The organism is Micromonospora orduensis (assembly GCF_006228125.1).
Taxonomy (GTDB): Bacteria; Actinomycetota; Actinomycetes; order Mycobacteriales; family Micromonosporaceae; genus Micromonospora; species Micromonospora orduensis.
Genome location: NZ_VDFY01000159.1, coordinates 1 through 26251, shown reverse-complemented (window position 1 = coordinate 26251; position 26251 = coordinate 1). Strand labels below are relative to the sequence as shown.

At 71.1% G+C, this 26251-nt stretch carries 26 protein-coding genes; 5 read left to right on the top strand and 21 right to left on the bottom strand.

From position 1 onward, the window contains the following. Positions 1-59: 59 nt before the first annotated feature. The 12 genes from FHG89_RS16010 to mqnC form a co-directional block, all read right to left on the bottom strand. Complete coding sequence (locus tag FHG89_RS16010) at positions 60-2567, bottom strand: NADH-quinone oxidoreductase subunit G (protein ID WP_139585190.1); 2508 nt, start codon at positions 2565-2567, stop codon at positions 60-62. Then, positions 2567-3883, bottom strand: coding sequence for an NADH-quinone oxidoreductase subunit NuoF (nuoF, locus tag FHG89_RS16005; protein WP_139585189.1), 1317 nt, complete (start codon positions 3881-3883; stop codon positions 2567-2569). Before nuoF ends, FHG89_RS16010 begins: the two co-directional genes overlap by 1 nt. Continuing rightward, on the bottom strand, positions 3880-5058 hold the full coding sequence (gene nuoE, locus FHG89_RS16000; protein ID WP_139585188.1) for an NADH-quinone oxidoreductase subunit NuoE: 1179 nt from the start codon (positions 5056-5058) through the stop codon (positions 3880-3882). The genes nuoF and nuoE overlap by 4 nt, the downstream gene beginning before the upstream one ends. Next, entirely contained in the window at positions 5055-6380 is a 1326-nt protein-coding gene (locus FHG89_RS15995) for an NADH-quinone oxidoreductase subunit D (protein ID WP_139585187.1), read from the bottom strand. Before FHG89_RS15995 ends, nuoE begins: the two co-directional genes overlap by 4 nt. A 55-nt stretch (positions 6381-6435) precedes the next feature. After that, positions 6436-7173, bottom strand: coding sequence for an NADH-quinone oxidoreductase subunit C (locus FHG89_RS15990; RefSeq protein ID WP_139585186.1), 738 nt, complete (start codon positions 7171-7173; stop codon positions 6436-6438). Beyond that, the gene (locus FHG89_RS15985; protein WP_124772371.1) at positions 7170-7847 is read right to left on the bottom strand and encodes a NuoB/complex I 20 kDa subunit family protein; all 678 of its coding nucleotides are present in this window, start codon (positions 7845-7847) and stop codon (positions 7170-7172) included. Before FHG89_RS15985 ends, FHG89_RS15990 begins: the two co-directional genes overlap by 4 nt. Positions 7848-7861: 14 nt before the next feature. Next, on the bottom strand, positions 7862-8227 hold the full coding sequence (locus FHG89_RS15980; protein ID WP_007454588.1) for an NADH-quinone oxidoreductase subunit A: 366 nt from the start codon (positions 8225-8227) through the stop codon (positions 7862-7864). Between the two features lie 135 nt (positions 8228-8362). After that, positions 8363-9640: a geranylgeranyl reductase family protein gene (locus tag FHG89_RS15975; RefSeq protein ID WP_139585185.1), complete on the bottom strand. Its 1278-nt coding sequence runs from the start codon at positions 9638-9640 to the stop codon at positions 8363-8365. A 139-nt stretch (positions 9641-9779) separates the two neighbouring features. Continuing rightward, positions 9780-10004, bottom strand: a complete 225-nt coding sequence (locus FHG89_RS15970) for a hypothetical protein (protein WP_139585184.1) — start codon at positions 10002-10004, stop codon at positions 9780-9782. Between the two features lie 73 nt (positions 10005-10077). After that, entirely contained in the window at positions 10078-10788 is a 711-nt protein-coding gene (locus tag FHG89_RS15965; protein ID WP_139585183.1) for a demethylmenaquinone methyltransferase, read from the bottom strand. A gap of 137 nt (positions 10789-10925) precedes the next feature. Beyond that, the gene (locus FHG89_RS15960) at positions 10926-12164 is read right to left on the bottom strand and encodes an LPXTG cell wall anchor domain-containing protein (protein ID WP_139585182.1); all 1239 of its coding nucleotides are present in this window, start codon (positions 12162-12164) and stop codon (positions 10926-10928) included. A 414-nt stretch (positions 12165-12578) separates the two neighbouring features. Then, positions 12579-13769 carry a cyclic dehypoxanthinyl futalosine synthase gene (mqnC, locus tag FHG89_RS15955; protein ID WP_139585181.1) on the bottom strand — a complete coding sequence of 397 codons (1191 nt, stop codon included), beginning with the start codon at positions 13767-13769 and terminating at the stop codon, positions 12579-12581. Between the two features lie 174 nt (positions 13770-13943). Here mqnC and FHG89_RS15950 point away from each other — a divergent pair, with 174 nt between their 5' ends. After that, positions 13944-14339, top strand: a complete 396-nt coding sequence (locus tag FHG89_RS15950; RefSeq protein WP_139585180.1) for a hypothetical protein — start codon at positions 13944-13946, stop codon at positions 14337-14339. Here the strand turns inward: FHG89_RS15950 and FHG89_RS15945 are convergent. From FHG89_RS15945 to paaA, 7 genes are read right to left on the bottom strand one after another with little or no spacing between them, the layout of a single operon-like run. Continuing rightward, positions 14329-14592 carry a hypothetical protein gene (locus FHG89_RS15945; RefSeq protein WP_139585179.1) on the bottom strand — a complete coding sequence of 88 codons (264 nt, stop codon included), beginning with the start codon at positions 14590-14592 and terminating at the stop codon, positions 14329-14331. The two genes, FHG89_RS15950 and FHG89_RS15945, sit on opposite strands and share 11 nt — an antisense overlap. Next, positions 14589-15698, bottom strand: coding sequence for a 1,2-phenylacetyl-CoA epoxidase subunit PaaE (gene paaE, locus FHG89_RS15940; protein ID WP_139585178.1), 1110 nt, complete (start codon positions 15696-15698; stop codon positions 14589-14591). The genes FHG89_RS15945 and paaE overlap by 4 nt, the downstream gene beginning before the upstream one ends. Continuing rightward, on the bottom strand, positions 15695-16171 hold the full coding sequence (gene paaD, locus FHG89_RS15935; protein WP_139585177.1) for a 1,2-phenylacetyl-CoA epoxidase subunit PaaD: 477 nt from the start codon (positions 16169-16171) through the stop codon (positions 15695-15697). The genes paaE and paaD overlap by 4 nt, the downstream gene beginning before the upstream one ends. Further along, a complete protein-coding gene (gene paaC, locus FHG89_RS15930) occupies positions 16165-16890 on the bottom strand; it encodes a 1,2-phenylacetyl-CoA epoxidase subunit PaaC (RefSeq protein ID WP_139585176.1) in 726 nt (241 codons plus the stop codon). The genes paaD and paaC overlap by 7 nt, the downstream gene beginning before the upstream one ends. Beyond that, positions 16887-17051 carry a hypothetical protein gene (locus FHG89_RS33000; RefSeq protein WP_167517439.1) on the bottom strand — a complete coding sequence of 55 codons (165 nt, stop codon included), beginning with the start codon at positions 17049-17051 and terminating at the stop codon, positions 16887-16889. Before FHG89_RS33000 ends, paaC begins: the two co-directional genes overlap by 4 nt. Continuing rightward, positions 17048-17335 carry a 1,2-phenylacetyl-CoA epoxidase subunit PaaB gene (gene paaB, locus FHG89_RS15925; RefSeq protein ID WP_139585175.1) on the bottom strand — a complete coding sequence of 96 codons (288 nt, stop codon included), beginning with the start codon at positions 17333-17335 and terminating at the stop codon, positions 17048-17050. Before paaB ends, FHG89_RS33000 begins: the two co-directional genes overlap by 4 nt. Beyond that, entirely contained in the window at positions 17332-18411 is a 1080-nt protein-coding gene (gene paaA, locus FHG89_RS15920; protein ID WP_139585174.1) for a 1,2-phenylacetyl-CoA epoxidase subunit PaaA, read from the bottom strand. The genes paaB and paaA overlap by 4 nt, the downstream gene beginning before the upstream one ends. A gap of 372 nt (positions 18412-18783) precedes the next feature. On the opposite strand from paaA, the gene FHG89_RS15915 reads away from it, so the two are divergent. Both FHG89_RS15915 and FHG89_RS15910 read left to right on the top strand, forming a co-directional pair. Continuing rightward, a complete protein-coding gene (locus tag FHG89_RS15915) occupies positions 18784-19773 on the top strand; it encodes a serine hydrolase (RefSeq protein ID WP_139585173.1) in 990 nt (329 codons plus the stop codon). Then, the gene (locus FHG89_RS15910; RefSeq protein ID WP_139585172.1) at positions 19773-20729 is read left to right on the top strand and encodes a serine hydrolase; all 957 of its coding nucleotides are present in this window, start codon (positions 19773-19775) and stop codon (positions 20727-20729) included. The genes FHG89_RS15915 and FHG89_RS15910 overlap by 1 nt, the downstream gene beginning before the upstream one ends. Before the next feature lie 53 nt (positions 20730-20782). On the opposite strand, the gene FHG89_RS15905 is transcribed toward FHG89_RS15910, so the two are convergent. After that, positions 20783-21634 (bottom strand): menaquinone biosynthetic enzyme MqnA/MqnD family protein, encoded by an 852-nt coding sequence (locus tag FHG89_RS15905; protein ID WP_139585171.1) that lies wholly within the window; start codon positions 21632-21634, stop codon positions 20783-20785. A gap of 394 nt (positions 21635-22028) precedes the next feature. Between FHG89_RS15905 and FHG89_RS15895 the strand changes: the two genes are divergently transcribed. Both FHG89_RS15895 and FHG89_RS15890 read left to right on the top strand, forming a co-directional pair. Next, positions 22029-23279: an HNH endonuclease signature motif containing protein gene (locus tag FHG89_RS15895; protein ID WP_139585170.1), complete on the top strand. Its 1251-nt coding sequence runs from the start codon at positions 22029-22031 to the stop codon at positions 23277-23279. 388 nt (positions 23280-23667) lie between these two features. After that, positions 23668-25773, top strand: a complete 2106-nt coding sequence (locus FHG89_RS15890) for a HelD family protein (RefSeq protein WP_139585169.1) — start codon at positions 23668-23670, stop codon at positions 25771-25773. A gap of 2 nt (positions 25774-25775) precedes the next feature. On the opposite strand, the gene FHG89_RS32995 is transcribed toward FHG89_RS15890, so the two are convergent. Then, a partial coding sequence (locus tag FHG89_RS32995; protein ID WP_167517438.1) for a hypothetical protein occupies positions 25776-26251 on the bottom strand: 476 nt, incomplete at its 5' end.

Sequence of the window (26251 nt, the reverse complement as noted above, 5' to 3'; positions counted from 1 at the left end):
TGCCCACCTTTCGTTCGCGACTGCGGGGCTCACTCGCTGCGCTCGTTCACTCCTCGCGCTCACTGGTTACCCCCAGTGTTGAGCAGCGGACCCGGGAGACCGGCCTCGTCCGCCGCGACCCGCCCGGCCGGAACGGTCGCGCTCGGTGCGGGAACGGAGATCCGAACGACCGTGCCGGACGTCGCCCCGAGGCTGCGTCGCACGGTCGAACCGGGTGAGTTGGTCGGCAACCAGACCACGCCGTCCGGCATCTCGGTGAGCTCGGCCGGCAGGGTCAGCGCGCCCCGGTCGGTACCGACCGTGACCGCGTCGCCGTCGGCCACACCGAGCGCCTCGGCGGTGCCCTTGCCCAGCCGGACGACCGGCGGGCGGGCGGTGCCGGCGAGGTGCTCGTCGCCGTCGGTGAGGGTGCCCAGGTCGACCAGCTGGTGCCAGGTGGCCAGCACGGCCTCCCCGGCGCCCGGATGGGGCACCGTGCCCGGCGACACCGACGGGGCAGCCGGCCGGGTCGTACGGGTGGCCGGCAGCGAGCCCAGCTCCCGACGCACACTCGGCACGTCGGCGGTGCCGAGCTGCACGTCGAGCAGCGCGGCCAGCGCGTCGAGCACCCGGCCGTCGGTCATCGCCGCGGTGTTCAGCACCGCCTCGAACGGACGCAGCCGGCCCTCCCAGTCCAGGAAACTGCCGGCCTTCTCGACCACCGGCGCGACCGGCAGCACCACGTTCGCCCGCCGGGTCACCGCGCTGGCGCGCAGCTCGAGGCTGACCAGGAACGGCACCGCGTCCAGGGCGGCCTCGGCGAGTCGCGGATCGGCCAGGTCGGCCGGGTCGACACCACCCACCACCAGGGCGCCGAGCTGCCCGTTGGCCGCAGCCGCCAGGATCTGGTCGGTGTCCCGGCCGGCCTGGCTCGGGATCACCCCGGCCGGGATGTCCCACGCCTCACCCAGCTCGGCCCGCGCGGCCGGCTCGGTGACCAGCCGGCCACCGGGCAGCAGGTTGGGCAGGCAGCCCGCGTCGACCGCGCCGCGGTCACCCGCGCGCCGCGGCACCCAGGCCAGCTTCGCGCCGGTACGCCGGGCCACGTCGGCCGCGGCGGAGAGCCCGCCCGGCACGGTGGCCAGCCGCTCGCCGACGATCAGGATCGCGCCCGGTGCGCTCAGCGCCTCGGTGACCGTGGCGTGCTCGGCGAGCACGCTTGCCTCCTCGCCCGGCACCACCCGGGCCAGCTTGGCACCGAGCTTCTCCAGGCCGCGGGTGGCGAAGGGCGCCAGCGCGTACACCGTCAGGGTCTTCTTCAGGTACGCCTTGCGCAGCCGCAGGAAGAGGATCGGGCACTCCTCCTCCGGCTCCAGGCCGACCAGCACCACCGCCGGCGCGTTCTCCACGTCGGTGTAGGTCACGTCGGTGACCCCGGCGACCGAGCTGGCCAGGAAGTCGGCTTCCTCGCGGGAGACCGGTCGGGCCCGGAAGTCGATGTCGTTGGTGTTCAGTGCCACCCGGGCGAACTTCGCGTACGCGTAGGCGTCCTCGACGGTCAGCCGGCCGCCGGTGAGCACCGCCGCGCCCTGCCCGCCCTCCCGGGCCGCGTGCAGCCCCTCGGCGGCCACGGTGAGCGCCTCACTCCAGGACGCCTCCCGCAGCTCGCCGGTGCGCTCGTCGCGGACCAGCGGGTTGGTCAGCCGGTCGGTGGCGCGGGTGTACTGGAAGCCCCAGCGGCCCTTGTCGCAGTTCCACTCCTCGTTGACCTCCGGCTCGTCACCGGCCAGCCGGCGCAGCACCTTGCCGCGCCGCCAGTCGGTGCGCTGCCCGCAGCCGGCCGAGCAGTGCTCGCAGACGCTCGGGCTGGACACCAGGTCGAACGGGCGGGCCCGGAAGCGGTACTGGGCACCGGTCAGCGCACCCACCGGGCAGATCTGGACTGTGTTGCCGGAGAAGTAGGAGTTGAACGGCACGTCCCCGGCGTCGCCCTCCTCGCCGTACGCGTCGTCCCGGTAGATGTTGATCTCCTCGGCGGACGACCGGCCCATCAGGTCGATGAACTTGTCGCCGGCGATCTCCTCCGAGAACCGGGTGCACCGCTGGCAGAGCACGCACCGCTCGCGGTCCAGCAGCACCTGGCTGCTGATCGCCATCGGCTTCTCGTACTCCCGCTTGTGCTCATGGAAGCGCGAGTCGGTGCGGCCGGTGGACATCGCCTGGTTCTGGAGCGGGCACTCGCCGCCCTTGTCACACATCGGGCAGTCCAGCGGGTGGTTGAGCAGCAGCAGCTCCATCACCCCCTCCTGCGCCTTCTTGGCGACCGGGGAGGTGAGCTGGGTACGCACGACCATGCCGTCGGCGACGGTCTGGGTGCAGGAGGCGACCGGCTTGCGCTGCCCCTCCACCTCGACCAGGCACTGCCGGCATGCGCCGGCCGGGGCCAGCAGCGGGTGGTCGCAGAACCGGGGGATCTCGGTGCCCATCTGCTCGGCGACCCGGATCAGCAGCGTCCCCTTGGGGGCGGTGACCTCGACGCCGTCGATGGTGAGGGTGACGGTTTCGGTCTGCTTTGCTACGTCGGTCATCAGTGCGCCCCTACCAGGGTCTTCTCCGACAGCTTGGGAGCGGTACGTCCCTCGATGTAGTCGAGGTAGTCCTGCTTGAAGTACTTCAGCGAGGAGGTCACCGAGCTGGTGGCGCCGTCACCCAGACCGCAGAACGAACGGCCGAGGATGTTGTCGCAGGTGTCCAGCAGGGTGTCCAGGTCTTCGTGGGTGCCCTGACCGGCGAGGATCCGCCGGTAGACCCGGACCATCCAGTAGTTGCCCTCACGGCACGGGGTGCACTTGCCGCACGACTCGTGGTGGTAGAACTCCAGCCACCGGTACGTCGCGTAGACCGGGCAGTCCTGGTCGGAGAAGATCTGGGTGGCAGTGGTGCCGAGGATCGAGCCGGCCGCCGCCACCCCCTCGAAGTCCAGTGGCACGTCCAGGTGCTCGGCGGCGAGCAGCGGGGTGGACGAGCCGCCCGGCGTCCAGAACCGCAGGTTGTGACCGGGCTGCATGCCGCCGGCCAGCTCCAGCAGCTCGCGCAGCGTGACACCCATCGAGCACTCGTACTGGCCGGGGTTGGCGACCCGGCCGGAGAGCGAGTAGATCATCGGCCCGGAGGACTTCTCGGTGCCCATGCTCTTCCACCAGTCGGCGCCGCCGAGCACGATCGGCGGCACGCTGGCGATGGTGCCGACGTTGTTCACCACCGTCGGGCTGGCGTACAGGCCGTGGGTGGCCGGGAACGGCGGACGCAGCCGGGGCTGACCCCGGAACCCCTCCAGGGAGTCCAGCAGCGCCGTCTCCTCGCCGCAGATGTACGCCCCGGCGCCGGAGTGCACCACCAGCTCCAGGTCGTAGCCGCTACGCAGGATGTTCCGACCGAGGTAGCCCTTGTCGTACGCCTCCTGGACCGCGTTGCGCAGCCGGCGAGCGGCGTGCACCGCCTCGCCCCGGATGTAGATGTAGGCGCGGCTGGCCCGGATCGCGTACGAGGCGATGATGACGCCCTCGACCAGCGCGTGCGGGTCGTGGGTCATCAGCGGCAGGTCCTTGCAGGTGCCCGGCTCGCCCTCGTCGGCGTTGACCACCAGGTAGTGCGGCTTGCCGTCGCCCTGCGGGATGAAGCCCCACTTGAGTCCGGTGGGGAAGCCCGCGCCGCCACGACCGCGCAGCCCGGAGTCCTTGATCAGCTGGATCAGGTCGTCCGGGTGGGCCTTGAGCGCCTTGCGCAGCGCGGCATAGCCGTCGAGCTGCTCGTAGGTGCCGATCCGCCAGGCGTCCGGCGACAGCCAGCGCTTGGTCAGCACCGGCGTCAGCTTGGCCAACGTCTCCGGGCGGGGAGTGGTCACTTCTGGGCCCCCGTTTCGTTCGCGGCGGCGGGGTTCGCGTCACCGGCGCCCGCCGACGCTTCGTTGAGGTTGCGCTCCTGCGCACCGGTGGAGTCACCGGCGGGCTTCCCGTCGCCGGCCGGCGCGTTGGCCGCCACGCCGGCGGCCTCCGCGTCCTGCGCGTCGCGCGAGGCCGGCGGCGAGGTCTCCGTCGGAACCTTGGTGCCGGGTGCGTCCGGCACGGCGGTGTCCGCGTCCGGTTGCCGGGTCTCGGCGGTACGCACCTGCGGCGACTTGTCGTCCGGCGCCTTCACGTCCGGGGCGGTGCTGCCGGTGGCCTCGACCGGCTTCGCCGGCTCGGTGGCCTCGGCCGGCTTCGCCACGCCGGTCGCGCCCGTCGGGGCGGACGCCCCGTCGCCGCCCTTGACCGGGGCCGCGCTGGCCTCGACGGGCGCCGGCCTGGCGGCCTCCGCCTTCGCCTTGGCCTCGGCGGCGGCCTTGTCCGCCTCCGCCTTGCTGCGGATCGGAGTGTTCGGGTCGAAGCCCGGCACCGAGACGCCGTGCTGCTGGGCCAGCCGCAGCCCGCGCAGGGTGGGCTCGCCCGGGCCGCCGTCGGCGACCGCGCCGTCCCGCTCGTCGGCGAAACCGGCGAGCTGCACCGCCATCTCCTTGAGCGTGCAGAGCCGGGCGCCACGGGTCGGCATCGGCCGACCGCCCGCGCGCAGCTCGTCGACCACGCCTACCGCCGTCGACGGGTCGACCCCGTCGAAGAAGTCGTAGTTGACGGTCATCACCGGGCCGTAGTCGCACGCCGCCAGGCACTCGGCGTGCTCCAGCGTGATCGTGCCGTCCGCGGTCGTCTCGTCGTGCCCGACGCCCAGGTGCTCGGAGAGGGTGTCGTAGACCTCCTGCCCACCGAGCACGTTGCACATGGTGTTGGTGCAGACGCTGACCAGGAAGTCACCGGTCGGCTTGCGCTTGTACATGGTGTAGAAGGTGGCCACCGCGCCGACCTGGGCCTTGTTCAGCCCGAGCACCTCGGCGCAGAACGCGACACCAGCCGGGGAGACGTACCCCTCCTCCGCCTGGACCAGGTGCAGCAGCGGCAGCAGCGCCGAGCGGGACCGGTCCGCCGGGTAGCGGGCGATGATCTCGCGCGCCCGCTCGCGGGTCTCATCGGTGAAAACAACACTCATCGGTCACAACCACCCATCACCGGGTCCAACGAGGCGCCACCGGCGATCACGTCGGCGATCAGGCCGCCCTCGGCCATCGCCGGTAGGGCCTGGAGATTGACGAAGCTCGGCTCCCGGTAGTGCACCCGGTACGGCCGCGTGCCGCCGTCGGAGACCGCGTGCACGCCCAACTCCCCGCGCGGGGACTCGATGCCCACGTACACCTGGCCGGGCGGGACCCGGAAGCCCTCGGTGACGAGCTTGAAGTGGTGGATCAGCGACTCCATCGACTGACCCATGATCTTCGCGACGTGTTCCAGCGAGTTGCCCATGCCGTCCACGCCGATGGCCAGCTGCGCCGGCCACGCGATCTTGCGATCGGCGACCATCACCGGCCCCGGCTTCAGCCGGTCCAGTGCCTGCTCGACCAGCTTCATCGACTCGCGGATCTCGGCGAGGCGCACCTGGTAGCGGCCCCACACGTCACCGTCGGGGTGGGTAGGCACGTCGAACTCGTACGTCTCGTAGCCGCAGTACGGCATCGTCTTGCGCAGGTCCCAGGCGAGGCCGGCGGAGCGCAGCACCGGGCCGGTGACGCCGAGCGCCACGCAGCCGGTCACGTCGAGAACCGCCACGTTCTTCGTACGCTCCAGCCAGATCGGCTGGCCGGAGAGCAGGTCCTCGTACTCCTTGAGCTTCTTCGGCATCATCTTGAGGAACTCGCGGATCTTGACGATCGCCTCGTCCGGCACGTCCTGCGCCACACCGCCCGGGCGGACGTACGCGTGGTTCATCCGCAGGCCGGTGATGGTCTCGAAGATGTCGAGGATGTACTCCCGCTCGCGGAAGCCGTAGAGCATGATCGAGATGGCGCCCAGCTCCATGCCGGTGGTGGCCAGCCAGACCAGGTGCGACGAGATCCGGTTGAGCTCCATCATCAGCACGCGGATGGTGGTGGCCCGCTCGGTGATGTCGTCGGTGATCCCGAGCAGCTTCTCGACCGCGAGGGCGTACGCCGTCTCGTTGAAGATCGGCGCGAGGTAGTCCATCCGGGTCACGAACGTCGAACCCTGCACCCAGTTGCGGTACTCGAGGTTCTTCTCGATGCCGGTGTGCAGGTAGCCGACGACGGAACGGGCCTCGCGGACCGTCTCGCCCTCCAGCTCCAGGATCAGTCGCAGCACCCCGTGCGTGGACGGGTGCTGCGGACCCATGTTGACGACGATGCGCTCGTCGTTGATCGGGTCGGTGCCCGACACGATCGTGTCCCAGTCACCGCCGGTGACGGTGAAGACGCGACCCTCGGTGGTCTCGCGCTCGGTCGCGTAGTTCGACGTGGTCACAGTGCCAGCCCTCCGTTCGCGACTGCGGGGCTCCGCTCCGCTGCACTCCTCGCGCTCACTGGTAGGACCTCCTACGGTCCGGCGGGGGGATCTCCGCGCCCTTGTACTCGACGGGAACGCCGCCGAGCGGGTAGTCCTTGCGCTGCGGGTGGCCCTCCCAGTCGTCCGGCATGAGGACCCGGGTCAGGTTGGGGTGGCCGTCGAAGACGATGCCGAACATGTCGTACGCCTCCCGCTCCTGCCAGTCCGCCGTCGGGTAGACCGCCGTCACGCTGGGCAGGTGCGGGGCTTCGACGGAGACCGCGGCCTCCAGTCGCACCCGACGCCGGTAGGTCATCGAGGTGAGCTGGTAGACCACGTGCAGCCGGCGCTCGTCGGCGCCCAGGTAGTCCACCCCGGACACCGAGGAGCACAGCTCGAAGCGCAGCGCCATGTCGTCGCGCATCACCTGGCAGACCTCGGCGATCCGCTCCGGGCGTACGTGCAGGGTCAGCTCGCCCCGGTCGACCACGACCTTCTCGATCGCGTCGCCGAAGGCCGGGTACGCCTCCTCCAGCGCGTCGCGCACCTCGTCGAAGTAGCCGCCGTACGGGCGGGCGGCCTCCTCGATGGGCTGGCGCTGGCGGACCAGGCCGCCGTAGCCGGACACGTCACCGGAGCCCTGGTTGCCGAACATCCCCCGGCCGGCCGGGCTGGCCGGCGGGTACTCGGCAGGGGCGGTGCCGCTGGCGCCGGCCGGCACCACCGGCAGCGGCACCCCGCCGTCGTTGTTCCTGTCGGTGGGTGACGTCATTTGGGGCCTACCTGCGGGTGGAGGTGGTTCTGGGCGTTCATCCAGTTCTCGATCCGCAACTGCTCCTCGCGCCCCTCGCGGACCGCCTTGGTCCACTCGGCACGCCGGGCCTTGTCGTTGCGGTACGAGGACGGCATGGAGCCGTAGGGGACGACCGGGACGTCGCCGCGCTCCTGCCGGGCCGCCAGCATCTTGCGGCCGTTCGGGCCGAGCGGCTCGTACATGATCTTCTCGCGGAGCTTGAGGATCGCGTCGATGAGCATCTCGGGCCGGGGCGGGCAGCCGGGCAGGTACATGTCGACAGGCACCACGTGGTCGACGCCCTGCACGATCGCGTAGTTGTTGAACATGCCGCCGCTGCTGGCGCAGACGCCCATCGAGAGCACCCAGCGGGGCTCGGCCATCTGGTCGTAGATCTGCCGCAGCACCGGGGCCATCTTCTGACTCACCCGGCCGGCGACGATCATCAGGTCGGCCTGCCGGGGCGAGGCCCGGAAGACCTCCATACCCCAGCGACCCATGTCGTAGTGCGGACCACCGGCGGCCATCATCTCGATGGCGCAGCAGGCCAGGCCGAAGGTGGCGCCCCACACGGACGACTTCCGGGACCAGTTGACCAGCTTCTCCACCGAGGTGAGCAGGACGCCGGCGGGAAGCTTCTCCTCGATGCCCATCTGACGTTCCTTCCTCAGTCCCAGTCCAGGCCGCCGCGACGCCACACGTAGGCGTACGCGACGAAGACCGCGACGATGAACAGGACCATCTCCACGAAGCCGAAGATCGGCAGGGCGTCGAACGAGACCGCCCAGGGGTAGAGGAAGATGATCTCGATGTCGAAGACGATGAAGAGCATCGCCGTCAGGTAGAACTTGATCGGGAACCGCCCGCCGCCGACCGGCTGGGGGCTGGGCTCGATGCCGCACTCGTAAGCCTCGAGTTTGGCCTTGTTGTAACGACGTGGACCGGCGAAGCGGGCGGCGCCAACGGAGAACAGCGAGAACGCCGCGGCGAGGGCGAACAGCCCGATGATCGGTGCGTAAGGCGAGAGCGACATCGTTTTCTCCTGCTCGTCCTTCCCTGCCCTCGGTGCTTGACGAAAATCACACTATTCACGTCCCTCGCGGTGGCTGCCGGCGGGGGTCGATCTTTGTCGGCGTCGGGGCTGTGACCAGCACCGACGCCGTCCTACTTACACAGCTGGCGCGGCCTTCGTCATCGCATTGATGACCCGGTCCATCGCGTCCCCGCCACGGGGGTCGGTCAGATTGGCCAGCAGCTTGAGTACGAAACGCATCAGCGTGGGGTGCGGCATACCGTGCTTCGTGGCGATCCGCATGATCTCCGGACGGCCGATCAGCTTTACGAAAATGCCACCGAGTCGGTAGTAGCCGCCGAGGCGGGCCTTCAGCTCGTTCGGGTACGCCATCAGCGCCCGTTCGCGCTCCGGCCCGGCCGGCCGCGCGAGAGCCTGCACCGCGACCTCCGCCGCCAGTTCACCGGACTCCATCGCGTACGCGATGCCCTCACCGTTGAACGGGTTGACCATGCCGCCGGAGTCACCGACCAGCATGACGCCGCGGGTGTAGTGCGGCACCCGGTTGAAGCCCATCGGCAGAGCGGCGCCGAGGATCGGGCCGTCGGCGTTTGTCTCGTCGGTCATCCCCCAGTCGGCGGGGGTGTTGGCGAGCCAGTCGGTGAGCAGCCGGCGGTAGTTGGTCTTGCCGAACGCGGAGGACGAGTTGAGCACGCCGAGGCCGACGTTCACCCGCCCGTCACCGAGCCCGAAGATCCAGCCGTACCCGGGCAGCAGGTTGTCGCCGCTGTCCTTGCTGCGCAGCTCCAGCCACGACTCCAGGTAGTTGTCGTCGTGCTTGACCGGGGAGCGGTAGTAGCGGCGGACGGCCACGCCGATCGGCCGGTCCTCCCGCTTGGCCAGCCCGAGCGCGAGCGGGAACCGACCGGAGACCCCGTCGGCCGCCACGACCAGCGGCGCGTGGAAGGTCGCCGGCTCCTTGCCGGGCCCCACCTCCGCCTCGACCCCGGTCACCCGGCCGTCGCCGTCGAGCACGGGGCCCAGCACGTTGACGTTGGTGCGCAGCTTGGCGCCGGCGGCCACCGCCCGCTGGGCGAGCAGGTCGTCGAAGTCCAGTCGGGTGCGCACCAGCCCGTAGTTGGGGAAGCTCGCCAGCTCCGGCCAGTCCAGTTCCAGGCGTACGCCGCCGCCGATGACCCGCAGGCCCCGGTTGTGCAGCCAGCCAGCCTCGGGTGAGGTGTCCACACCCATCCGGATGAGCTGGCGCACGGCGCGCGGGGTCAACCCGTCGCCGCAGACCTTCTCCCGGGGGAACTCGGTCTTCTCCAACAGCAGCACCCGTACGCCGTGCCGGGCCAGGTGGTACGCCGTCGCCGATCCACCGGGACCGGCGCCCACGACGATGACGTCGGCGTCATGTTCCACCGCGGTCATTCGCGCCTCCTCCCGCACGCTCGTGAAATGCTTCACAAGCCAGACGGGACGAGTGTATGACCGGCGTCATACCTGCGCAGGATCAGGGGTACCTAACTCGCCGATGTGACAGTCGAGGACCGTCCACAGCAGTCGGGTGTCAGGCCGGGCTGGGCGCGTCCAGGCCCGCGTCGACGCGGATGGCCTCCGGCAGGTGCTCGCGCAGCGCGCCTCCGGCCGCCCGGTCCAGCGCGGCCAGCACCTCGGCGACCACCTGCCGGACCTCCGCCGGGTCGGCGCCGGCCAGCGCGCGGAGCTGCGCGATGAGTTCGGCAGCGTCGTCGTCGGTCGCGGCCACCGGGTCGGCCCGGTCTGCTCCGGTCATGCGGACGAGCGTACGGGGCAAAGTGGACTAAAGCCGGATATTCACGAATTATCCAAGCCCGAGTGGCGGACCCCTACTCGCGGATGCCCCGGTGCAGGGCGACCACGCCGCCGGTCAGGTTGCGCCACGCCACCCGACCCCAGCCGGCCGCGGCGACCCGCCCGGCGAGGGCGGCCTGGTCCGGCCAGGCTCGGATCGACTCGGCCAGGTACACGTACGCCTCCGGGTTGCTGGAGACCGTGCGGGCCACCGCGGGCAGGGACCGCATCAGGTACGACAGGTACACCGTCCGGAAGGCCGGGTTGACCGGAGTGCTGAACTCGCACACCACCAGCCGCCCACCGGGCCGGGTCACCCGGGCCAGCTCGCGCAGGGCCGCGTCGGTGTCGTTGACGTTGCGCAGCGCGAACGAGATGGTCACCGCGTCGAAGCTGGCATCCGCGAACGGCAGCCGGAGCGCGTCACCGGCCAGCAACGGCACCTGGGGGCGGGCGCGCTTGCCCGCGTACAGCATGCCCAGCGACAGGTCCGCGCCCACCGCGTACGCCCCGGACTGCGCCAGCTCCTGCGTCGAGACGCCGGTGCCCGCGCCCACGTCCAGCACCCGCTCGCCCGGTCGCAACCCGAGCGCCGCCCGGGTGGACCGACGCCAGGAACGATCCTGGCCGAAGGAGAGCACGGTGTTGGTCAGGTCGTAACGCTCCGCCACGCCGTCGAACATCGCGGCGACCTCGTGCGGCTGCTTGTCCAGGCTGGCTCGCTGGCCCTGCGGGGTACGGCTCACCCCTCCACTCTGCCAGCCACGCTCGGACCGTCGGCCGCTGGGTCCGCGTACCCCCGCGGGCGCGGGACCGGCGCGGCCCGTTCGGGGACGCGAAAGGGCGGGGTGGTCGTCCACCCCGCCCTCGCGTCGCTGCTACGTCAGTCGGTCGACTTCTCGTCGCCCGGGGTGACCAGGACGACCTTGCGCCGGCGGGAGAGCACCAGCAGCGCCCCACCCACGAGCAGGATCAGACCGCCGATGCCGCCGATCAGGCCAGCCTGCACACCGGTCACCGGCAGTCCTCCGCCGCCGGCACCGCCGCCGCCCGTGGTCGGCGAGGTGGTAGCGCCCGGCGTCGTCGTCCCGCCGGGGGTCGGCGTCGCGGTCGGCGTGGGCGTCGGGGTCGGCTGGGCGCGGAGGTCGACGAACGCCTCGAAGGTCGTGTGGTTGTCCAGCACGTCGACCTCCGTGAAGGTCTTGCGCTGCGCGGAGGTGGCCACCTTCGGCTCCTCCTCCGGCTGCCCCTCGGCGGCGTCCAACCCGTACGCGAAGAGATCACCCTCGTGCAGCACCGGCTCGGTCACGCCGTCGCCGACCTTCACCTGGACGTCAGCGGTGTAGTACTGCCCGGGCTTGACGACCGCGCCGGCGTCCTCGCAGAACAGTTGCTGCTTGCCCAGGTACACCTGCTCGAGGCAGCCCTGTGGCTTCTTCGCGAAGGTGACGCCCACCGGCAGGGTCAGGCCGAAGAAGACGCCTGTCGCCTTGCGGCTGCCGTCGTTGTAGACGGCCCAGTCGAGCGGCACCGTCGCCCCACGGGGGACCGGCTTGAGATTGGGCTCGTCGATGACCGCGCCGTTGACCACGACGTTGGCCTGCACATCCTGCACCCAGGCGGTCAGGTCGTAACCGGGTTTCGCGACGGTGATCGGCACCTCGACGGTGTCGTCCTCGACGTTGTTCTGCGGCGTCACCGTGCTGACCTCGACGCCCAGCACCCCGCCGTTGCCACGGCCGCCCGTGCTGAGGAGCGGGATACCGAAGTCCTCGCTGGTGCCGGCCGGCAGATCGCCGAGGGGACAGCTGTAGATGCCAGGGGTGCTCAGCACGCAGTCGGCGGGAGGGACCAGGCCGACCCGCTTGCGCTTCAACTCACGGGTGTCCACCCGGACGACGACGTCCTTGGCGTCGGCGGAGCCGGAGTTGGTCACGGTGAACTTGAACGGCTTCGCGCGCGCTGCGTCGACACCCTTGGCAAGGGTCGTACTGATCGGAATCAGGCTGATCTCGGCCGTTTCGGCGGCGTGCGCCGGGGCGGCGACGGTGGCCAGGCCACCGGCCGCCAGCAGGGCCACGACGCCGGCACGAGCCAGCGCCGAGCGGTGGAACGCTGTCATCAGTCCCCCGGGGGATAGGGAAGATCGGGTGGTTGCGGAACCGAGCGGACGTTATCGGAGGTCGATCTCCCACGCCAGCGGCGGACGCCACTTTCGTCCGTCCGGTCCGGACCGAGGAGACGGTTCGGGCGGGATGGTCACCCATCCCGCCCGTACCGCCGTGCGTTATGTGGACGACCCTCACGGGCCGATGGAGGACAGCCCCGACCAGGACCATCAGACCATCCGCCAGCAGCAGGACCATGCCGATTTCGCCGATCCACGGTGGCGACGGATACGAGCCGGGACGCTAGCCGCCGACGATCATCTCCACCAGCCCCGGACGGGACAGCCGGACTTGCGACGGCCGGGACCACCCGTACCGGCCACCGTGGTCGGGCGGGAGCACGAGCCTTGGTCAGCCGAACGGCCGGGTCAGTTGACCTCCACCAGCGGCAGCGACCTGCCCGCCCCACCACCCGGCAGGGCGATCGAGGAGAAGTGCGAGACCACCCGCTCGTCGGTCGGGTCGTCGGCCGGCGTGTGGTGCACGGCGAGCCGGTTGTAGAGCGTGTCCCGCTGCGCGGGGATCCGGTCCGCCGAGCGGATCATGCCGATCAGCTCGTGCAGGTTGGAGCGGTGCCGCGCACCGGCGGAGGAGATCACGTTCTCCTCCAGCATGATCGAGCCGAGGTCGTCCACGCCCATGTGCAGGGAGAGCTGCCCGACGTCCTTGCCGGTGGTCAGCCAGGACGCCTGCAGGTGCGGGACGGTCTCGAAGAACAGTCGGGCCACCGCGACGAGGCGCAGGTACTCAAGCGTGGTCGCCTGGGTGCGGCCCTTGAGGTGGTTGTTCTCCGGCTGGTACGTCCACGGGATGAACGACCGGAAACCGCGGGTGCGGTCCTGCACGTCACGGATCATGCGCAGGTGCTCGATCCGCTCGGCGTGCGTCTCGCCGGTGCCCATCATCATGGTGGCGGTCGATTCGATGCCCTGCCGGTGGGCCAGCTCCATGACCTCCAGCCAGCGCTCGCCCGACTCCTTGAGCGGCGCGATGGCCCTACGCGGCCGCTCCGGCAGCATCTCCGCGCCGGCGCCCGCGATCGAGTCCAGACCGGCGGCCTTGATGCGCGCGATGGCCTCGTCCAGGCTGACCCCGGACACCTTGGCCATGTGCAGGATCTCGCTCGGGCCGATCGAGTGGATGACCAGCTGCGGGTACGCCTGCTTGACCGAGGAGAACAGCTCCTCGTAGTACTCCACGCCGTAGTCCGGGTGGTGCCCGCCCTGGAGCATCACCTGGGTCGCGCCCAGCTCGACCGCCTCGCCGCACCGGCGCAGGATCTCCTCGGTCGGGTGGGTCCACCCTTCCTTGTGCTTGGGCGCGCGGTAGAAGGCGCAGAACTTGCACGCCGTCACGCAGACGTTCGTGTAGTTGATGTTGCGATCGATCAGGTAGGTGACGACGTTGTCCGGGTAGCGCCGCCGGCGCACCGCGTCCGCCGCCTCGCCCAGCGCGTGGAAGGGCGCCTCGGTGTAGAGCAGCAGGGCCTCCTCGGGCGTGATCCGCCCGCCGTCCGCGCCGCGCTGCAGGATGTCGTCGATCTCCCGGCTCACCGTCACACCCCGAGCGTACGTCGCGCCGGATCGGTCCCGCCGGGCCGGGGAGGCCGGTGTGACCTCACCGGAGGCCCACCATATCTTCAAGATCAGAATAAAAGATTCTGCCCTCATTGACAAGTTAGATTACGAGCGCGAAAATTCTGTTTCGGGCCTGTGGCTTGAGGGAGGCGGGACATGAGCGAACCCGACACTGCTCCGGGTATTGCGGCGCGATGCAGGGCCGACGGCGGGCTAACGGAAGCAACCCTCGGTGAGTTACGGGACGAGTTGGGCTACCGGAAGCTCGGCCGGTGGGTGTTGGCGGAGATCGGCGAAACGCTCAGGGCGACGGGCCTCGGCTTCTTCCCTCCGGAGCGACTCGACGCTGAGCACAACACCGAGCCACGCCAGTGGCAGACGGTCTGGATCTACGTTCGGGACGGTGGGCCGCGGGCACGAGTGATAGACGCCGTGCTCCAACCCGACGGCTGCGACGTTCGAGCGGAGCTGGACACCATCGGCACCAAGAATCTGGCCGCATTGACGCCCCAGCAGAGACTCGATCGGATCCGGGACATCGTCACCGCGTGACCGAGCTCACCATGCACAGGAAGGTCCACGTTCCATGGGTGCGCACGTCTTCGTGGACGAGACAAAGGAGCGAGGGCCTCTCGTCGCGGCCGCCGTCGTGCTCCCGGCGGACGTGGGCGCGGCCCGCCGAGCCATTCGCGACCTGATTCTTCCTGGACAGCGCCGTATCCACTTCCACAAGGAGAAGGACGACAGGCGCCGGCAGATAATCGCGGCTGTCGGCAGGTCGCCAGGCCGTGCCGACGGTCGTCATGCGTCGTAGTCGACCGTGAGCTTGTCGGTGGTCGGGCTGGACTGGCAGGTCAGGACGTAGCCGGCGGCCAGCTCGTCGGGCTCCAGGGCGTAGTTGCGGGCCATCGTGACCGCCCCGTCGACGACCTTCGCCTTACAGGTCGAGCAGACGCCGCCCTTGCAGGCGTACGGCAGCTCGCCGCGCACCTTCAGCGCGGCGTCCAGCACCCGCTCCTCGCGGCCCATGGTGAAGCTCGACGACCTTCCGTCCAACACGATGGTCACCTCGGCCCCGGCGCCCGCCTGGTCGACGGGTCGGCGCACCGGCTCCGGCGGCGTGTCGACGTGGAACAGCTCGGTGCGCACCGCCGACTCGGGCAGCCCGCGTGCGGTCAGCACGTCCCGGACGTCGACCACCATGCCGTACGGGCCGCAGAGGAACCACTCCTCGATCAGGTCGCCCGGCACGATCGTGTCCAGCAGACGGCTCAGCCGCTCGGCGTCGATCCGACCGGAGAGCAGCGGCGACTCGCCCTGCTCCCGGGACAGCACGTGCACCAGGTGCAGCCGGGTGGGGTAGCGGTCCTTCAGGTCGGCCAGTTCCTCGGCGAACATCACCGTGTTCGCCGTGCGGTTGCCGTACACCACTGTGAAGGTGCTGGCCGGCTCGACGGCCAGGGCGGTCGCGACCAGCCCGAGCACCGGCGTGATGCCGGAGCCGGCGACGACCGCGCCGTAGTGCCGCACCCGGTCCGGCGCGAACGCCGTGGTGAAGGTGCCCAGCGGCGGCAGCACCTCGACCGTGTCGCCGCCACGCAGCGCCCCGCAGGCGAACGCCGAGAAGGCGCCGCCGGGGACCTCCCGCACCCCGATCCGCAACCGGCCGTGCCGGGTCAGGTCGTCCGGGGTGGAGCAGATCGAGTACGACCGGCGCACGTCCTCGCCGTCGTCGGTCACGCGCCGCACGGTGAGGTGCTGGCCCGCACGGAACGCGAAGGTCTCCCGCAGTTCCTCGGGTACGGCGAAGGTGACCGCCACGGAGTCGTCGGTGAGCCGGTCGACGGCGGCGACGGACAGCGGGTGGAAGACCGGCCGGCGGCGGACCGGCCGGGTGATGGTGACTGTCACAGTGCCTTCAGGTGGTCGAAGGGTTCGGAGCAGGAGCGGCAACGCCACAGCGCCTTGCAGGCGGTCGAGCCGAACCGGCTGACCTGCTCGGTCTCCGGCGAGCCGCACTGCGGGCACCGGACCGCGAGGGTCAACGACACGACGCCGGGAGCGCGTACCGGTTCCGGCGGGGCGATCCCGGCGGCGGCGAGCTTGGCCCGCCCACCCTCGGAGATCCAGTCGGTGCTCCACGGTGGGCTGTAGACGGTCCGGACCTCCGCGTCGGCGTGGCCGGCGGCGGCGAGCGCCCGCCGGATGTCGGCCCGGATCACGTCCATCGCCGGGCAGCCGGTGTAGGTCGGGGTGATGGTGACGGTGACCCGGCCACTGGCCGGGTCCTCCTCGACCGCCCGCAGGATGCCCAGCTCGTCGATGGTGATCACCCGAATCTCCGGGTCCACCACCAACGCGGCCGCGTCCCTGGGGTTCACCACGTCGCCCCGGGATGGGCGCGGTGCAGCACCTGCATCTCGGCCAGCAGGTAGGACAGGTGCTCGGTGTGCACGCCGGTCCGGCCGCCGGCCGGCGCCCAGGCGCTCTGCGGCCGGGTGAGCGTCGCCTCGGCCAGCACCGGGTCGACGGTCTCGTCGAACGCCGGCCGCAGGCTCGCCGGGTCGACAGGCGCCGCCGGGTCCGCGGTGAACAGCTCATGGGTGTACGGCCACACCTCGTCGACGGCCGACTGCATCCGGCGGTGCGACTCCTCGGTGCCGTCGCCGAGCCGCTTCACCCACAGCGCGCCGTGGTCCAGGTGGTACGCCGACTCCTTGCGTGCCTTCGCGCCGATCGCGGCCAGCCGCTCGTCCGAACAGCCGGCCAGCGCCGTGTAGAGCGGGAGCTGGTACGCGGCCAGGAAGAACAGCTTCGCCATCGTCACCGCGAAGTCGCCGTTGGGCAGCTCGACCACTAGCGCGTTGCGGAACTCGCGGTCGTCGCGCAGGTACGCCAGGGCGTCCTCGTCGCGGCCGGCGCCCTCCAGCTCACCCGCGTACGACAGCAGCAGGCGCGCCGCGCCGAGCTGGTCGAGGGCGATGTTGGCAAGCGCGATGTCCTCTTCCATCTCCGGTGCCCTGGTGGTCCACTCGGCCAGCCGCTGCGCGGCGACCAACGCGTCGTCACCGAGGCCGAGAGCGAAGTCGAAGGGCCCGTTCACGCCGCCACCTCGCTGCGCTCGGCGGCGGCGCGAAGCGCCGCGTTGCTGAGCTGGCTGGTTCGCTCGCTCCGCTCGCTTCCCGCCACCACCTCGCTACGCTCGGCGGCGACGCGAAGCGCCCCGCTGCTGAGCTGGCTGGTTCGCTCGCTCCGCTCGCTCACAGGTGGGCCACCCCGTCCGGCACCTCGTAGAACGTGGGGTGGCGGTAGACCTTGTCGGCGGCCGGGTCGAAGAAGGCGTCCTTCTCGTCCGGGCTGGACGCGGTGATCGCGCCGGCCGGCACCACCCAGATCGACACGCCCTCCTGCCGTCGGGTGTAGAGGTCCCGGGCGTTGCGCAGGGCCAGCTCGGCGTCGGGGGCGTGCAGACTGCCGACGTGGGTGTGCGACAGCCCGCGCCGGGCGCGCACGAAGACCTCCCACAGCGGCGAGTGTTCGGTACTCACGCGGCAACCTTCTCCCTGTTCTGCGCCCGCTTCGCGGCGTACGCCGCGGCGGCCTCGCGTACCCATGCGCCGTCGGCGTGGGCGGCCCGCCGATGCGCCATCCGCTCCCGGTTGCACGGCCCGTTGCCGGAGATCACCCGCATCAGCTCGTCGTAGTCCGGCTGGGTGTAGTCGTACGCCTGCCGCTCCTCGTTCCAGCGCAGGTCGTCATCGGGAATGCGCAACCCGAGCACCTCGGCCTGCCCGACGCACATGTCGACGAAGCGCTGTCGCAGGTCGTCGTTCGAGAAACGCTTGATCTTCCAGGCCATCGACTGGGCGGAGTGCGTGGAGTCGCCGTCCGGCGGGCCGAACATGGCCAGCGACGGATACCACCAGCGGTCCACCGAGTCCTGGGCCATGGCCTGCTGCGCCGGGGTGCCGTGCGCGAGGGTGTGCAGGATCTCGTAGCCCTGGCGCTGGTGGAACGACTCCTCCTTGCAGACCCGGATCATCGCCCGCGCGTACGGGCCGTAGGAGCAGCGGCACAGCGGCACCTGGTTGACGATCGCCGCGCCGTCCACCAGCCAACCGATCGCGCCCACGTCGGCCCAGGTCAGGGTGGGGTAGTTGAAGATGGAGCTGTACTTCTGCTTCCCGTCGAGGAGCAGTTGGACCAGCTCGTCGCGGCTGATGCCCAGGGTCTCGGCGGCGGCGTACAGGTAGAGCCCGTGGCCCGCCTCGTCCTGCACCTTGGCCAGCAGGATCGCCTTGCGCTTGAGCGACGGCGCCCGGCTGATCCAGTTGCCCTCCGGCTGCATGCCGATGATCTCGGAGTGGGCGTGCTGGGCGATCTGCCGGATCAGCGTGCGGCGGTACGCCTCGGGCATCCAGTCGCGCGGCTCGATCTTCTGCTCGGCCCCCACCACGTCGGCGAAGTACGCGGCCAGGTCCTCGTCCGGCGCGGGCCCGCCGCGCCGCTCGCGCGCGGCGGCCGCGCGTAGGTCCGCCTCGGCCGCCTCGACCTCACCCAGCAGGCCGCCGCCGGGCGGGTCGTCCGGGGCGTCCGCCGGCGCGGAGAAGTCGTTGCCATACATGAGGACAAGTGTTACAGCTTGCGCCTTGATGCACCAGGGGGTGTAACAGGAAACCGGAGTCACCTTCGGTCACGAACAGGCGGTATTTCCTCACGTTGCGCGACCCACCACGCTATGAGCTAGCTCACGACGAAGAGAAGAGCCCTCGCAGAAGCCGCATACCGTCCCGATATTCCGTCTTCATTGCAAGTTGCCAGGTGTCGGGTTCTGGCGAGCCGCCGGTCCGGACGTAGACTTCTGCCGGTCACATCGATCGGCTGCCCAGAATCGCCGTCTCCACAGAGGCCACCTCCCCCGGCCTCGGCGATCGCACCGATCGCCCCGGACAACAAGCCGGTCCCCCGGCCCTGACATCTGGAGCTCACCCAACTCATGCGATCTCGCGTGACCATGGTGCTCGCCGTCGCGGCGGTCCTGCTCGGTGGCGTCCTTCTGGTCCCCACCGCGTACGCCCGACTGGCCGACGGCACCAGCGGAGGCGGAGGCGGCGGCGCCGCCTCGACCGTCGCCGCGCCCGCACCCACCCCGCCACCGCCGCCCACCCTGGCGGCCGGTCCGGTATCGGTGAGCTTCAAGGGCGAATTCTTCTCATGGGCGCTGATGGACCGGCAGACCGGCAAGATCTCCGGATCGCCCAACATGACCTCGACCAGCTCCACCGAGTCGATGATCAAGGCGTGGATCGTCTCCGACTACCTACGGCAGCTCGGTGACAAGGAGCCGCCCGCGGCGCTGAAGGAGGCGTCCCGGCTCGCCATCATCGACAGCAACGACGGCGCGGCCAACAAGGTCCACGCCGCCGCCGGTGGCTCGTACCGGGCCTCGACCAGCAGCACGCCCGACGCGGTGATCCAGCGGGCGATCAAGATCTGTGGGCTGACCGACACCAAGCGCGGCAACATCAAGCCGTACACCGGCTACTGGAGCTTCACCCGGATGTCCCCCCGGGACGCCGTCCGTCTCGGCGACTGCATCGCCGACGGCAAGGCCGCCGGCCCGAAGTGGACCAAGTGGGTGCTCGATCAGATGAGCAAGGTCAGAGGCACCACCGCGGCCAAGGACCAGAAGGCCAGCTCGGGCGGAGGCCGATGGGGGATCATCGACGGCCTACCCAAGTCGATCACCGCCCAGGGCCCGGTCAGCATGAAGAACGGCTGGACCCCGATCAACTACGACGGCAACTGGCATGTCAACTGCCTGGCCGTCAACGGCAAGTGGAGCCTCGCGGTGATGCTGCGCTACCCGATCAGGAGTGGACTGGACTACGGCGCGCAGGTCTGCGCCAGCGTCGCCACCCAGTTGGTCACCCCGCAGCCGGGCGCCGCGCTGAAGGTGCCGCAGCAGCCGGTCGGGAAGCTCTGATGGCCGGCAACCGTCGGGCCGACCGGCGGGGTGGCGAGGCGTCTCCGCTTCGGTTGATCGCCATCGCGATCATCCTGATCGGGCTGGTGCTGGTGTCGCTGCGGCTGCTGCCCGGGTCGCCGTTCGAGTCGTCCGCCGCCGCCCGGTGGGGTGATTCCGGTACGCCAGCCGGCCGGTCCACCGGTACGGCCACCGACCGCAGCGCCCGCCAGCCGGCCGCGCCGTCGCCCAGCCCCAGCCCGTCGCTGGAGCCGCTGCCGTTCGTGGCGAAGGACCTCAAGCTCGACATCGAGGGCTGGTACTCCTGGAGTGTGCTCGACCGCCGGACCGGAAAGATCATCGGTTCGAAGAACATGGGCGAGACCAGCACCACCGCCTCGATGATCAAGTCCTGGATCGTCGCCGACTACCTGCGCCGCGCGGCCGACAGCGGTCAGACGCCGAGCGATGCGAAGCTCGCCGACGCGACGCGGATCATCCGGGACAGCGACAACACCCGCGCCGAGCAGTTCTACAACACGGTTGGCCGGGACGCCTCGATCGAACGACTGATCTCCATGTGCAAGCTGACCGACAGCAGCGTCGCCCCCGACAAGGGCTGGTCCCGGACCGCGCTCTCCCCGCGCGACACCGCCCGTCTGGGCAACTGCATCGCCACCGGCACGGCCGCCGGCCCGAAGTGGACCAAGTGGCTGCTCAACGAGATGAAGCTGGTGCGCGGCGCGGGTGACTTCGGCATCCGCAAGGCGTTCCCGGCCGCCGAGCAGAAGCAGATCGCCATCAAGAACGGGTGGATCGACCGGACCAGGGAGCAGGAGATGCACATCAACTGCCTGGCCATCGGCGATACCTGGACGATGGGCGTGATGGTCAAGTACCCGATCAACATGGGCTACGACTACGGCATGAAGAACTGCGAGAAGATCACCGAGGCGCTGCTCCGCCCCAGCACCTGACCCGCAGCTCAGCGCCAGCCGGGCCGGCTGCGCCGGCTGGCGTGCCCGCCGGTTCAGCCGGCGAAGAACTCGGGGCCGCCGTCCGGCAGCTCCGGGACCTCCCCGAGCGCCGCGACCCGCCGGGCGAACTCTCGCAGCCCGGCGACCTGCCGGTCGCCCAGCGAGAAGTCAAGGGTCCGGAAGTACGTGGCAAGCGTCGCGGCGTCGAACGTCTCCCAACGCGCCGCCGCCTCGGCGACCTGGTCCAGCTCGGCCAGGCACAGGTCACGCGAGCGCAGGAAAGCCTCGTGGACCTCCTTGACCAGGCCCGGATGGGCGGCGGCGAAATCGCGGCGAACCGCCCAGACGGCGAAGACCATCGGCAGCCCGCTCCACTCCCGCCACGCCTGACCGAGGTCGGTCACCGTGAGGCCGCGCTTCGGCGCGTCGTAGAGCGCCCGCAGCGCCACGTCCCCGATCAGCACACCGGCGTCGGCCTCCAGCAGCATCTGGGTCAGGTCCGGTGGGCAGCGGAAGTAGTCGGGCCGCACGTTGTACCGCTCGGCGAGCAGCAGCTGGGCCAGCATCACGCCGGTGCGGGACGTCGAGCCGAGCGCCACCTTCGCACCGTCCAGCTCGGCGAGGGGCCTGGTCGAGACCAGGTTGACCGAGAGCACCGGCCCGTCGCTGCCCACCGCCAGGTCCGGCAGGAGGAGCAGCTCGTCGGCGTGCCGCAGATACTCCATCAGCGTGATCGGGCCGATGTCGAGGTCACCGGCGACAAGCGCCGCGCTCAACCGGTCCGGCGAGTCCTTGTGCAGGTCGACGTCGAGAAGGGCACCCGAGCGCATCAGGCCCCAGTAGATCGGCAGGCAGTTCAGGAACTGGATGTGCCCTACTCGCGGGCGTGCGATGCGCTCAGCCATGACCCGACCGTATCCCCGGCGTTCCGGCGGGGCTCGGCGGGCCGCCCCGGAGTGGCCAAGCCCGCATCCGCGCCGCCACCAGCCCGAGTCCTCAGCCCGTCGGCGCAGCCAACGCTTCGCTGTGCAGCCCGGCCGCCGACTCACCGACATGAACGTCATCGTGAACGCCGCCTGCCCGGCTACGTCGCGACCGACTTCACCGGGTTCAACGCGCCCCGGACGCCCGAGCAGGGTGCCGCGATCGCGATCAAGCTCGCCATCCTGCCCGGATGACGGGCCGCGCGGCGGCTTCTTCGACGACGAGGGCGTCGTCCCCTGGTGACCTGGACGGCACTCTCGACAGCGCCCTGATCTTCAGGGCAAAAGTGTCGTACACCTGTTCTATTGTCGGTCCATGTTGGGGGCGTTGGCGCAGGCGGGCGGTGCCGTCGACGACTGCGCCGAAGCCGCTTCGTGGGCGCTTTCCGACGACGAGTTGCTCGCATCGATCGACGCGGCACACGCGGTGGCGCAGCGGCTGGCGACCGTTCAGCTCGGTCTCGTGCGTGAGCTGGACGCCCGTGGCCTCGCGGTCTCCCGGGGTGCCGCGTCGACCGCCGTCTGGCTGCGGGAACGGCTCCGACTCTCGGGCCGATCGGCCCGCCAGATGGTTCAGCTCGCCACCACGATCGACGCCGCGCCACCACCGGTCCGCGCGGCCCTGCTCAACGGCACCATCACCGTCGAGCAGGGCCGGGTCGTGGCGGAGACGATCGCGGCCCTGCCGGTCGAGGTCGGCCCGGAGGTGGCGGACAAGGCCACCGAGCTGTTGATCGCTTGGGCCGACCGCTTCGACCCGACCATCCTGAGCCGTCTCGGCGAGCGCATCCTCACGCACGTCGCACCCGAGCTGGCCGACCGGGCCGAGCTGACCGCCCTCGAACGGGCCACCGAGCGGGCCGAGGCCCGCCGGCACGTCACCCTCTCCGAGCCCAAGGACGGGCAGGTACGCCTCAGCGGCAACCTCGACACCGAAACCGCGAGCCTGCTGCGCGAGGCGATCGATCCGTTCTGCGCCCCGACGGGTGAGCACGACGACCGCAGTCCCGGCCAGCGTCGGGCGGACGCGCTCGGTGAGATCTGCCGGCTGGCACTACGCACCGGCACTCTGCCCGACAACGGCGGCGACCGGCCGCAACTGGTGGTCACCATGTCGCTGGACGCGCTGCTCAACGGCGTACACCCGGGCACCCTGGAGACCGGCGCGCGCCTCACACCGGGCGCGGTCCGCCGCCTCGCCTGCGACGCCTCGGTGCTCCCGGCAGTGCTGGGCGACAACAGTCAGATCCTGGACGTCGGGCGTCAGCGCCGACTCTTCACCGGTCCCCTGCGACGCGCGCTGGTGCTGCGCGACGGCGGTTGCGCCTTCCCCGGCTGCGACCGACCACCCCGGTGGTGCGACGGTCACCACGTCCGACACTGGGCCGACGGTGGCGCGACGGCGCTCGGCAACGCCGTCCTGCTCTGCGGGCATCACCACCGGCTTCTCCACCAGGGCGACTGGACGGTCCGCATCGCACCGGACGGCCAGCCCGAATTCCTCCCACCCGGCTGGCTCGACCCGCTCCGCACCCCACGCCGCAACCTCTACCACCGGCGCTGCTGAGCTCACGAAGCTGCCTTCTCCTCGGAGCGCGAGCCGGGCCGGGCACGCCTCCACCCAGCGCCACGCCACGCCCGAAACGAGCCGCGCCCCCAGAACGAGCCGCGACCGGAACGAGCCGCGCCCGAGGGTCCGGCCCGCCACGCCCGGGCCTGCCCGCCCAAGACCACCCCACGCCCGGGGCCCGCCCGCCCACGGCCGCGCCACGCCATCACGAAGGGGTGGTTGCTTCGGTAATTCGATGGAAGGGGCGGCCGAAAGGGCGTAGGGTTGCAGGCTTGCTTGACGGCCGAGGTGAGCTGCACCGGAACGGACGTCCCCGCGCCGGGCGGCCGGCCATCCGCCCCCGGACACGCGAGCGAGCAGCAGATGTGAACGATGGGACGTCAGCATGCCCGCACTTGACCTTGACACCCACCTGGACGGCACCCCCCTCGACGCGGACCTGGCCGCCGAGCGCGCACACCTGGACACGTCGCGGGCGGCGCTGCGGCGGATGCGGGAGCGGGCCGAAGCCCTGTTCTCGACAGGTGACCAGGTCGCCGGCGACGCGTACGCCGCGGAGACCCTCGGCCGCACGCTGGCCCGCCGGGTCGCCGAACTAGCCGACGACCCGACCACGCCGCTGTTCTTCGGCCGCCTCGACTTCGCCGGGACACCGCGGGCGGAGGAGACGGGCGATGACAGCACCAGCACCAGCGATCACGACGGTCGGCGGTACCACGTGGGGCGGCGGCACGTCACCGACGAGCTCGGCGAACCGTTGGTGCTGGACTGGCGGGCGCCGGTCTCCCGGTCGTTCTACCGGGCCAGCGCCCGGGATCCGCAGGGGGTGGCGGTCCGGCGGCGGTTCGGGTTCAGCAACGGGGTGCTGACCAGCTTCGAGGATGAGCGGCTGGATCGGGGCGAGGAGCTGGGTACGACCAGTCGGATCCTCACCGCCGAAATCGAGCGGCCGCGCGTCGGGCCGATGCGGGACATCGTCGCGACCATCCAGCCGGAGCAGGACGAGCTGGTCCGGGCCGACCTGGCCGACTCGATCTGTGTGCAGGGGGCGCCGGGCACCGGGAAGACGGCGGTTGGTCTGCACCGGGCCGCGTACCTGCTCTACCTGCACCGGGAGCGGCTGCGGCGGGCCGGCGTGCTGATCGTGGGACCCAACCGGGCGTTCCTGTCGTACATCGCGGCGGTGCTGCCGGCGCTCGGCGAGGTCGAGGTCGAGCAGGCGACGGTGGAGGAGCTGATCGCGCGGGTGCCGGTCCGGGCGGTGGAGCCGCCGGCGGTCGCCGCACTCAAGCACGACGCGCGGATGGCGAGCGTGCTGCACCGCGCGGCGCAGGCACACATCGGTACGCCGACGGACTCGATCACCGTGTCGGACGGCTCGTTCCGGTGGCGGATCGGCGTGGAGCCGCTGCACCGAATCGTCCAGGAGACCCGCCGGGAGGGGCTGCCGTACGGCACCGGCCGGGAGCGGGTCCGGGCGCGGGTGGTGAGCCTGCTGCAACGGCAGGCCGAGGCGCGGCGGGCGGAGTCGCCAAGCGACGCCTGGCTGCGCCGGATGGGCCGGTGCCGGCCGGTGCTCGACTTCCTGGACGCGGTCTGGCCGGCGCTCACCCCGGAAGGCTTGGCGCACGGCCTGCTCTCCGACCCGGCCCGGCTCGCCGCCGCGGCGGACGGCCTGCTCACCGACGACGAGCAGGCGCTGCTCATCTGGGCGAAGCCGGCACGCACCCCCAAGGCGACCCGCTGGACCGCCGCCGACACGGTGCTGCTCGACGAGGCGGCCGGGCTGCTCGAACGACCCTCCGGGTTCGGGCACGTCGTGGTGGACGAGGCGCAGGACCTCTCCCCGATGCAGTGTCGGGCCATCGCCCGCCGCAGCGAGCACGGCTCGATCACCCTCCTCGGTGACCTGGCCCAGGGCACCGCGCCGTGGGCCGCCACGGACTGGGCGCAATCCCTTGCCCACCTGGGCAAGCCGGACGCCGTGGTGGTTCCGCTGACTGTCGGATTCCGGGTGCCCGCGGCGGTTGTCGCGTTCGCCAACCTCCTGCTGCCGGCGCTCGCCGTGGACGTACCGCCTGCCGAGTCGCTGCGCCGCGACGGCGGCCTGGCCGTGCGTACGGTGACCGACCTGACCTCGGCGACGGTGGCCGAGGTGCACGCGGCCCTGGCGCACGACGGCTCGGTCGGCGTGATCGCCGCGGACGACGCCGTCGACGGGCTGCGCGCGGCGCTGGCCGCCGCCGGGGTCGTGACCGCGACCGCCGACGACGTGACGGCCGCGGAGCGCGTCACGGTGGTGCCCGCGACGCTGGTCAAGGGCCTGGAGTACGACCACGTGGTGGTGGTCGAGCCGGCCGCGATCGTCGCGGCCGAACCGCGCGGGCTGCACCGCCTGTACGTGGTGCTCACCCGCGCCGTCTCGCGGCTGTCGGTGCTGCACCAGGAGCCCCTGCCCGCGCCACTGCTCGCCGAGCCCCGTGACGGCTGAGGTCAGCGGGCGCTCAGAGCGGCGGCGATCTCGCGCAGTGGCGTGCCGGAGTCGGCGATCGGCACGGTGAAGGCCAACCACGAGCCGTCAGTGAAATCGACCCGGAGTCGCTTCGGGTTGAGCCGGTGCCAACCGACCCGGGCGGCGGCGACCTCGGCCCGGGGCGCCGACCAGACGATCGTCGTCTCGGCTGCCGCCCGCTCGTCGTCGGCCCGGCTCGACCAGAGCTTGACCGGCCCGGACGCGCAGACGAGGAACCGCTTGTCGGTGACAGCGAGGATGGTGTCCTTGATCGAGGTCGCGGGCGGCACCGGCCGGCGGGCGTACTGGAGAGTGGACGCCGCCGAGCCGGGAGCGCCACGACCGGCCACGCCGTGGGTGATGCGGTCGACGAGCCGGTCCCCCGCCGGGAAGGAGACCAGCGGCGAGATCAGGTTGAGCAGCGCACTGGCGACGACGCCTCCGGGGCGGGTGGGTG

Excerpts from the sequence above, each read along its gene's own strand:
- FHG89_RS15985 (WP_124772371.1), bottom strand. The coding sequence starts at position 7,847 with ATGGGCATCGAGGAGAAGCTTCCCGCCGGCGTCCTGCTCACCTCGGTG.
- paaA (WP_139585174.1), bottom strand. The coding sequence starts at position 18,411 with ATGTATGGCAACGACTTCTCCGCGCCGGCGGACGCCCCGGACGACCCG.
- FHG89_RS16010 (WP_139585190.1), bottom strand. The coding sequence starts at position 2,567 with ATGACCGACGTAGCAAAGCAGACCGAAACCGTCACCCTCACCATCGAC.
- FHG89_RS15895 (WP_139585170.1), top strand. The coding sequence starts at position 22,029 with ATGTTGGGGGCGTTGGCGCAGGCGGGCGGTGCCGTCGACGACTGCGCC.
- FHG89_RS15975 (WP_139585185.1), bottom strand. The coding sequence starts at position 9,640 with ATGACCGCGGTGGAACATGACGCCGACGTCATCGTCGTGGGCGCCGGT.
- FHG89_RS15980 (WP_007454588.1), bottom strand. The coding sequence starts at position 8,227 with ATGTCGCTCTCGCCTTACGCACCGATCATCGGGCTGTTCGCCCTCGCC.
- FHG89_RS15960 (WP_139585182.1), bottom strand. The coding sequence starts at position 12,164 with ATGACAGCGTTCCACCGCTCGGCGCTGGCTCGTGCCGGCGTCGTGGCC.
- FHG89_RS15970 (WP_139585184.1), bottom strand. The coding sequence starts at position 10,004 with ATGACCGGAGCAGACCGGGCCGACCCGGTGGCCGCGACCGACGACGAC.
- FHG89_RS15945 (WP_139585179.1), bottom strand. The coding sequence starts at position 14,592 with ATGACGACCGTCGGCACGGCCTGGCGACCTGCCGACAGCCGCGATTAT.
- FHG89_RS15910 (WP_139585172.1), top strand. The coding sequence starts at position 19,773 with ATGGCCGGCAACCGTCGGGCCGACCGGCGGGGTGGCGAGGCGTCTCCG.
- FHG89_RS15905 (WP_139585171.1), bottom strand. The coding sequence starts at position 21,634 with ATGGCTGAGCGCATCGCACGCCCGCGAGTAGGGCACATCCAGTTCCTG.
- FHG89_RS15950 (WP_139585180.1), top strand. The coding sequence starts at position 13,944 with ATGAGCGAACCCGACACTGCTCCGGGTATTGCGGCGCGATGCAGGGCC.
- nuoE (WP_139585188.1), bottom strand. The coding sequence starts at position 5,058 with ATGAGTGTTGTTTTCACCGATGAGACCCGCGAGCGGGCGCGCGAGATC.
- FHG89_RS15915 (WP_139585173.1), top strand. The coding sequence starts at position 18,784 with ATGCGATCTCGCGTGACCATGGTGCTCGCCGTCGCGGCGGTCCTGCTC.
- FHG89_RS15990 (WP_139585186.1), bottom strand. The coding sequence starts at position 7,173 with ATGACGTCACCCACCGACAGGAACAACGACGGCGGGGTGCCGCTGCCG.
- FHG89_RS15890 (WP_139585169.1), top strand. The coding sequence starts at position 23,668 with ATGCCCGCACTTGACCTTGACACCCACCTGGACGGCACCCCCCTCGAC.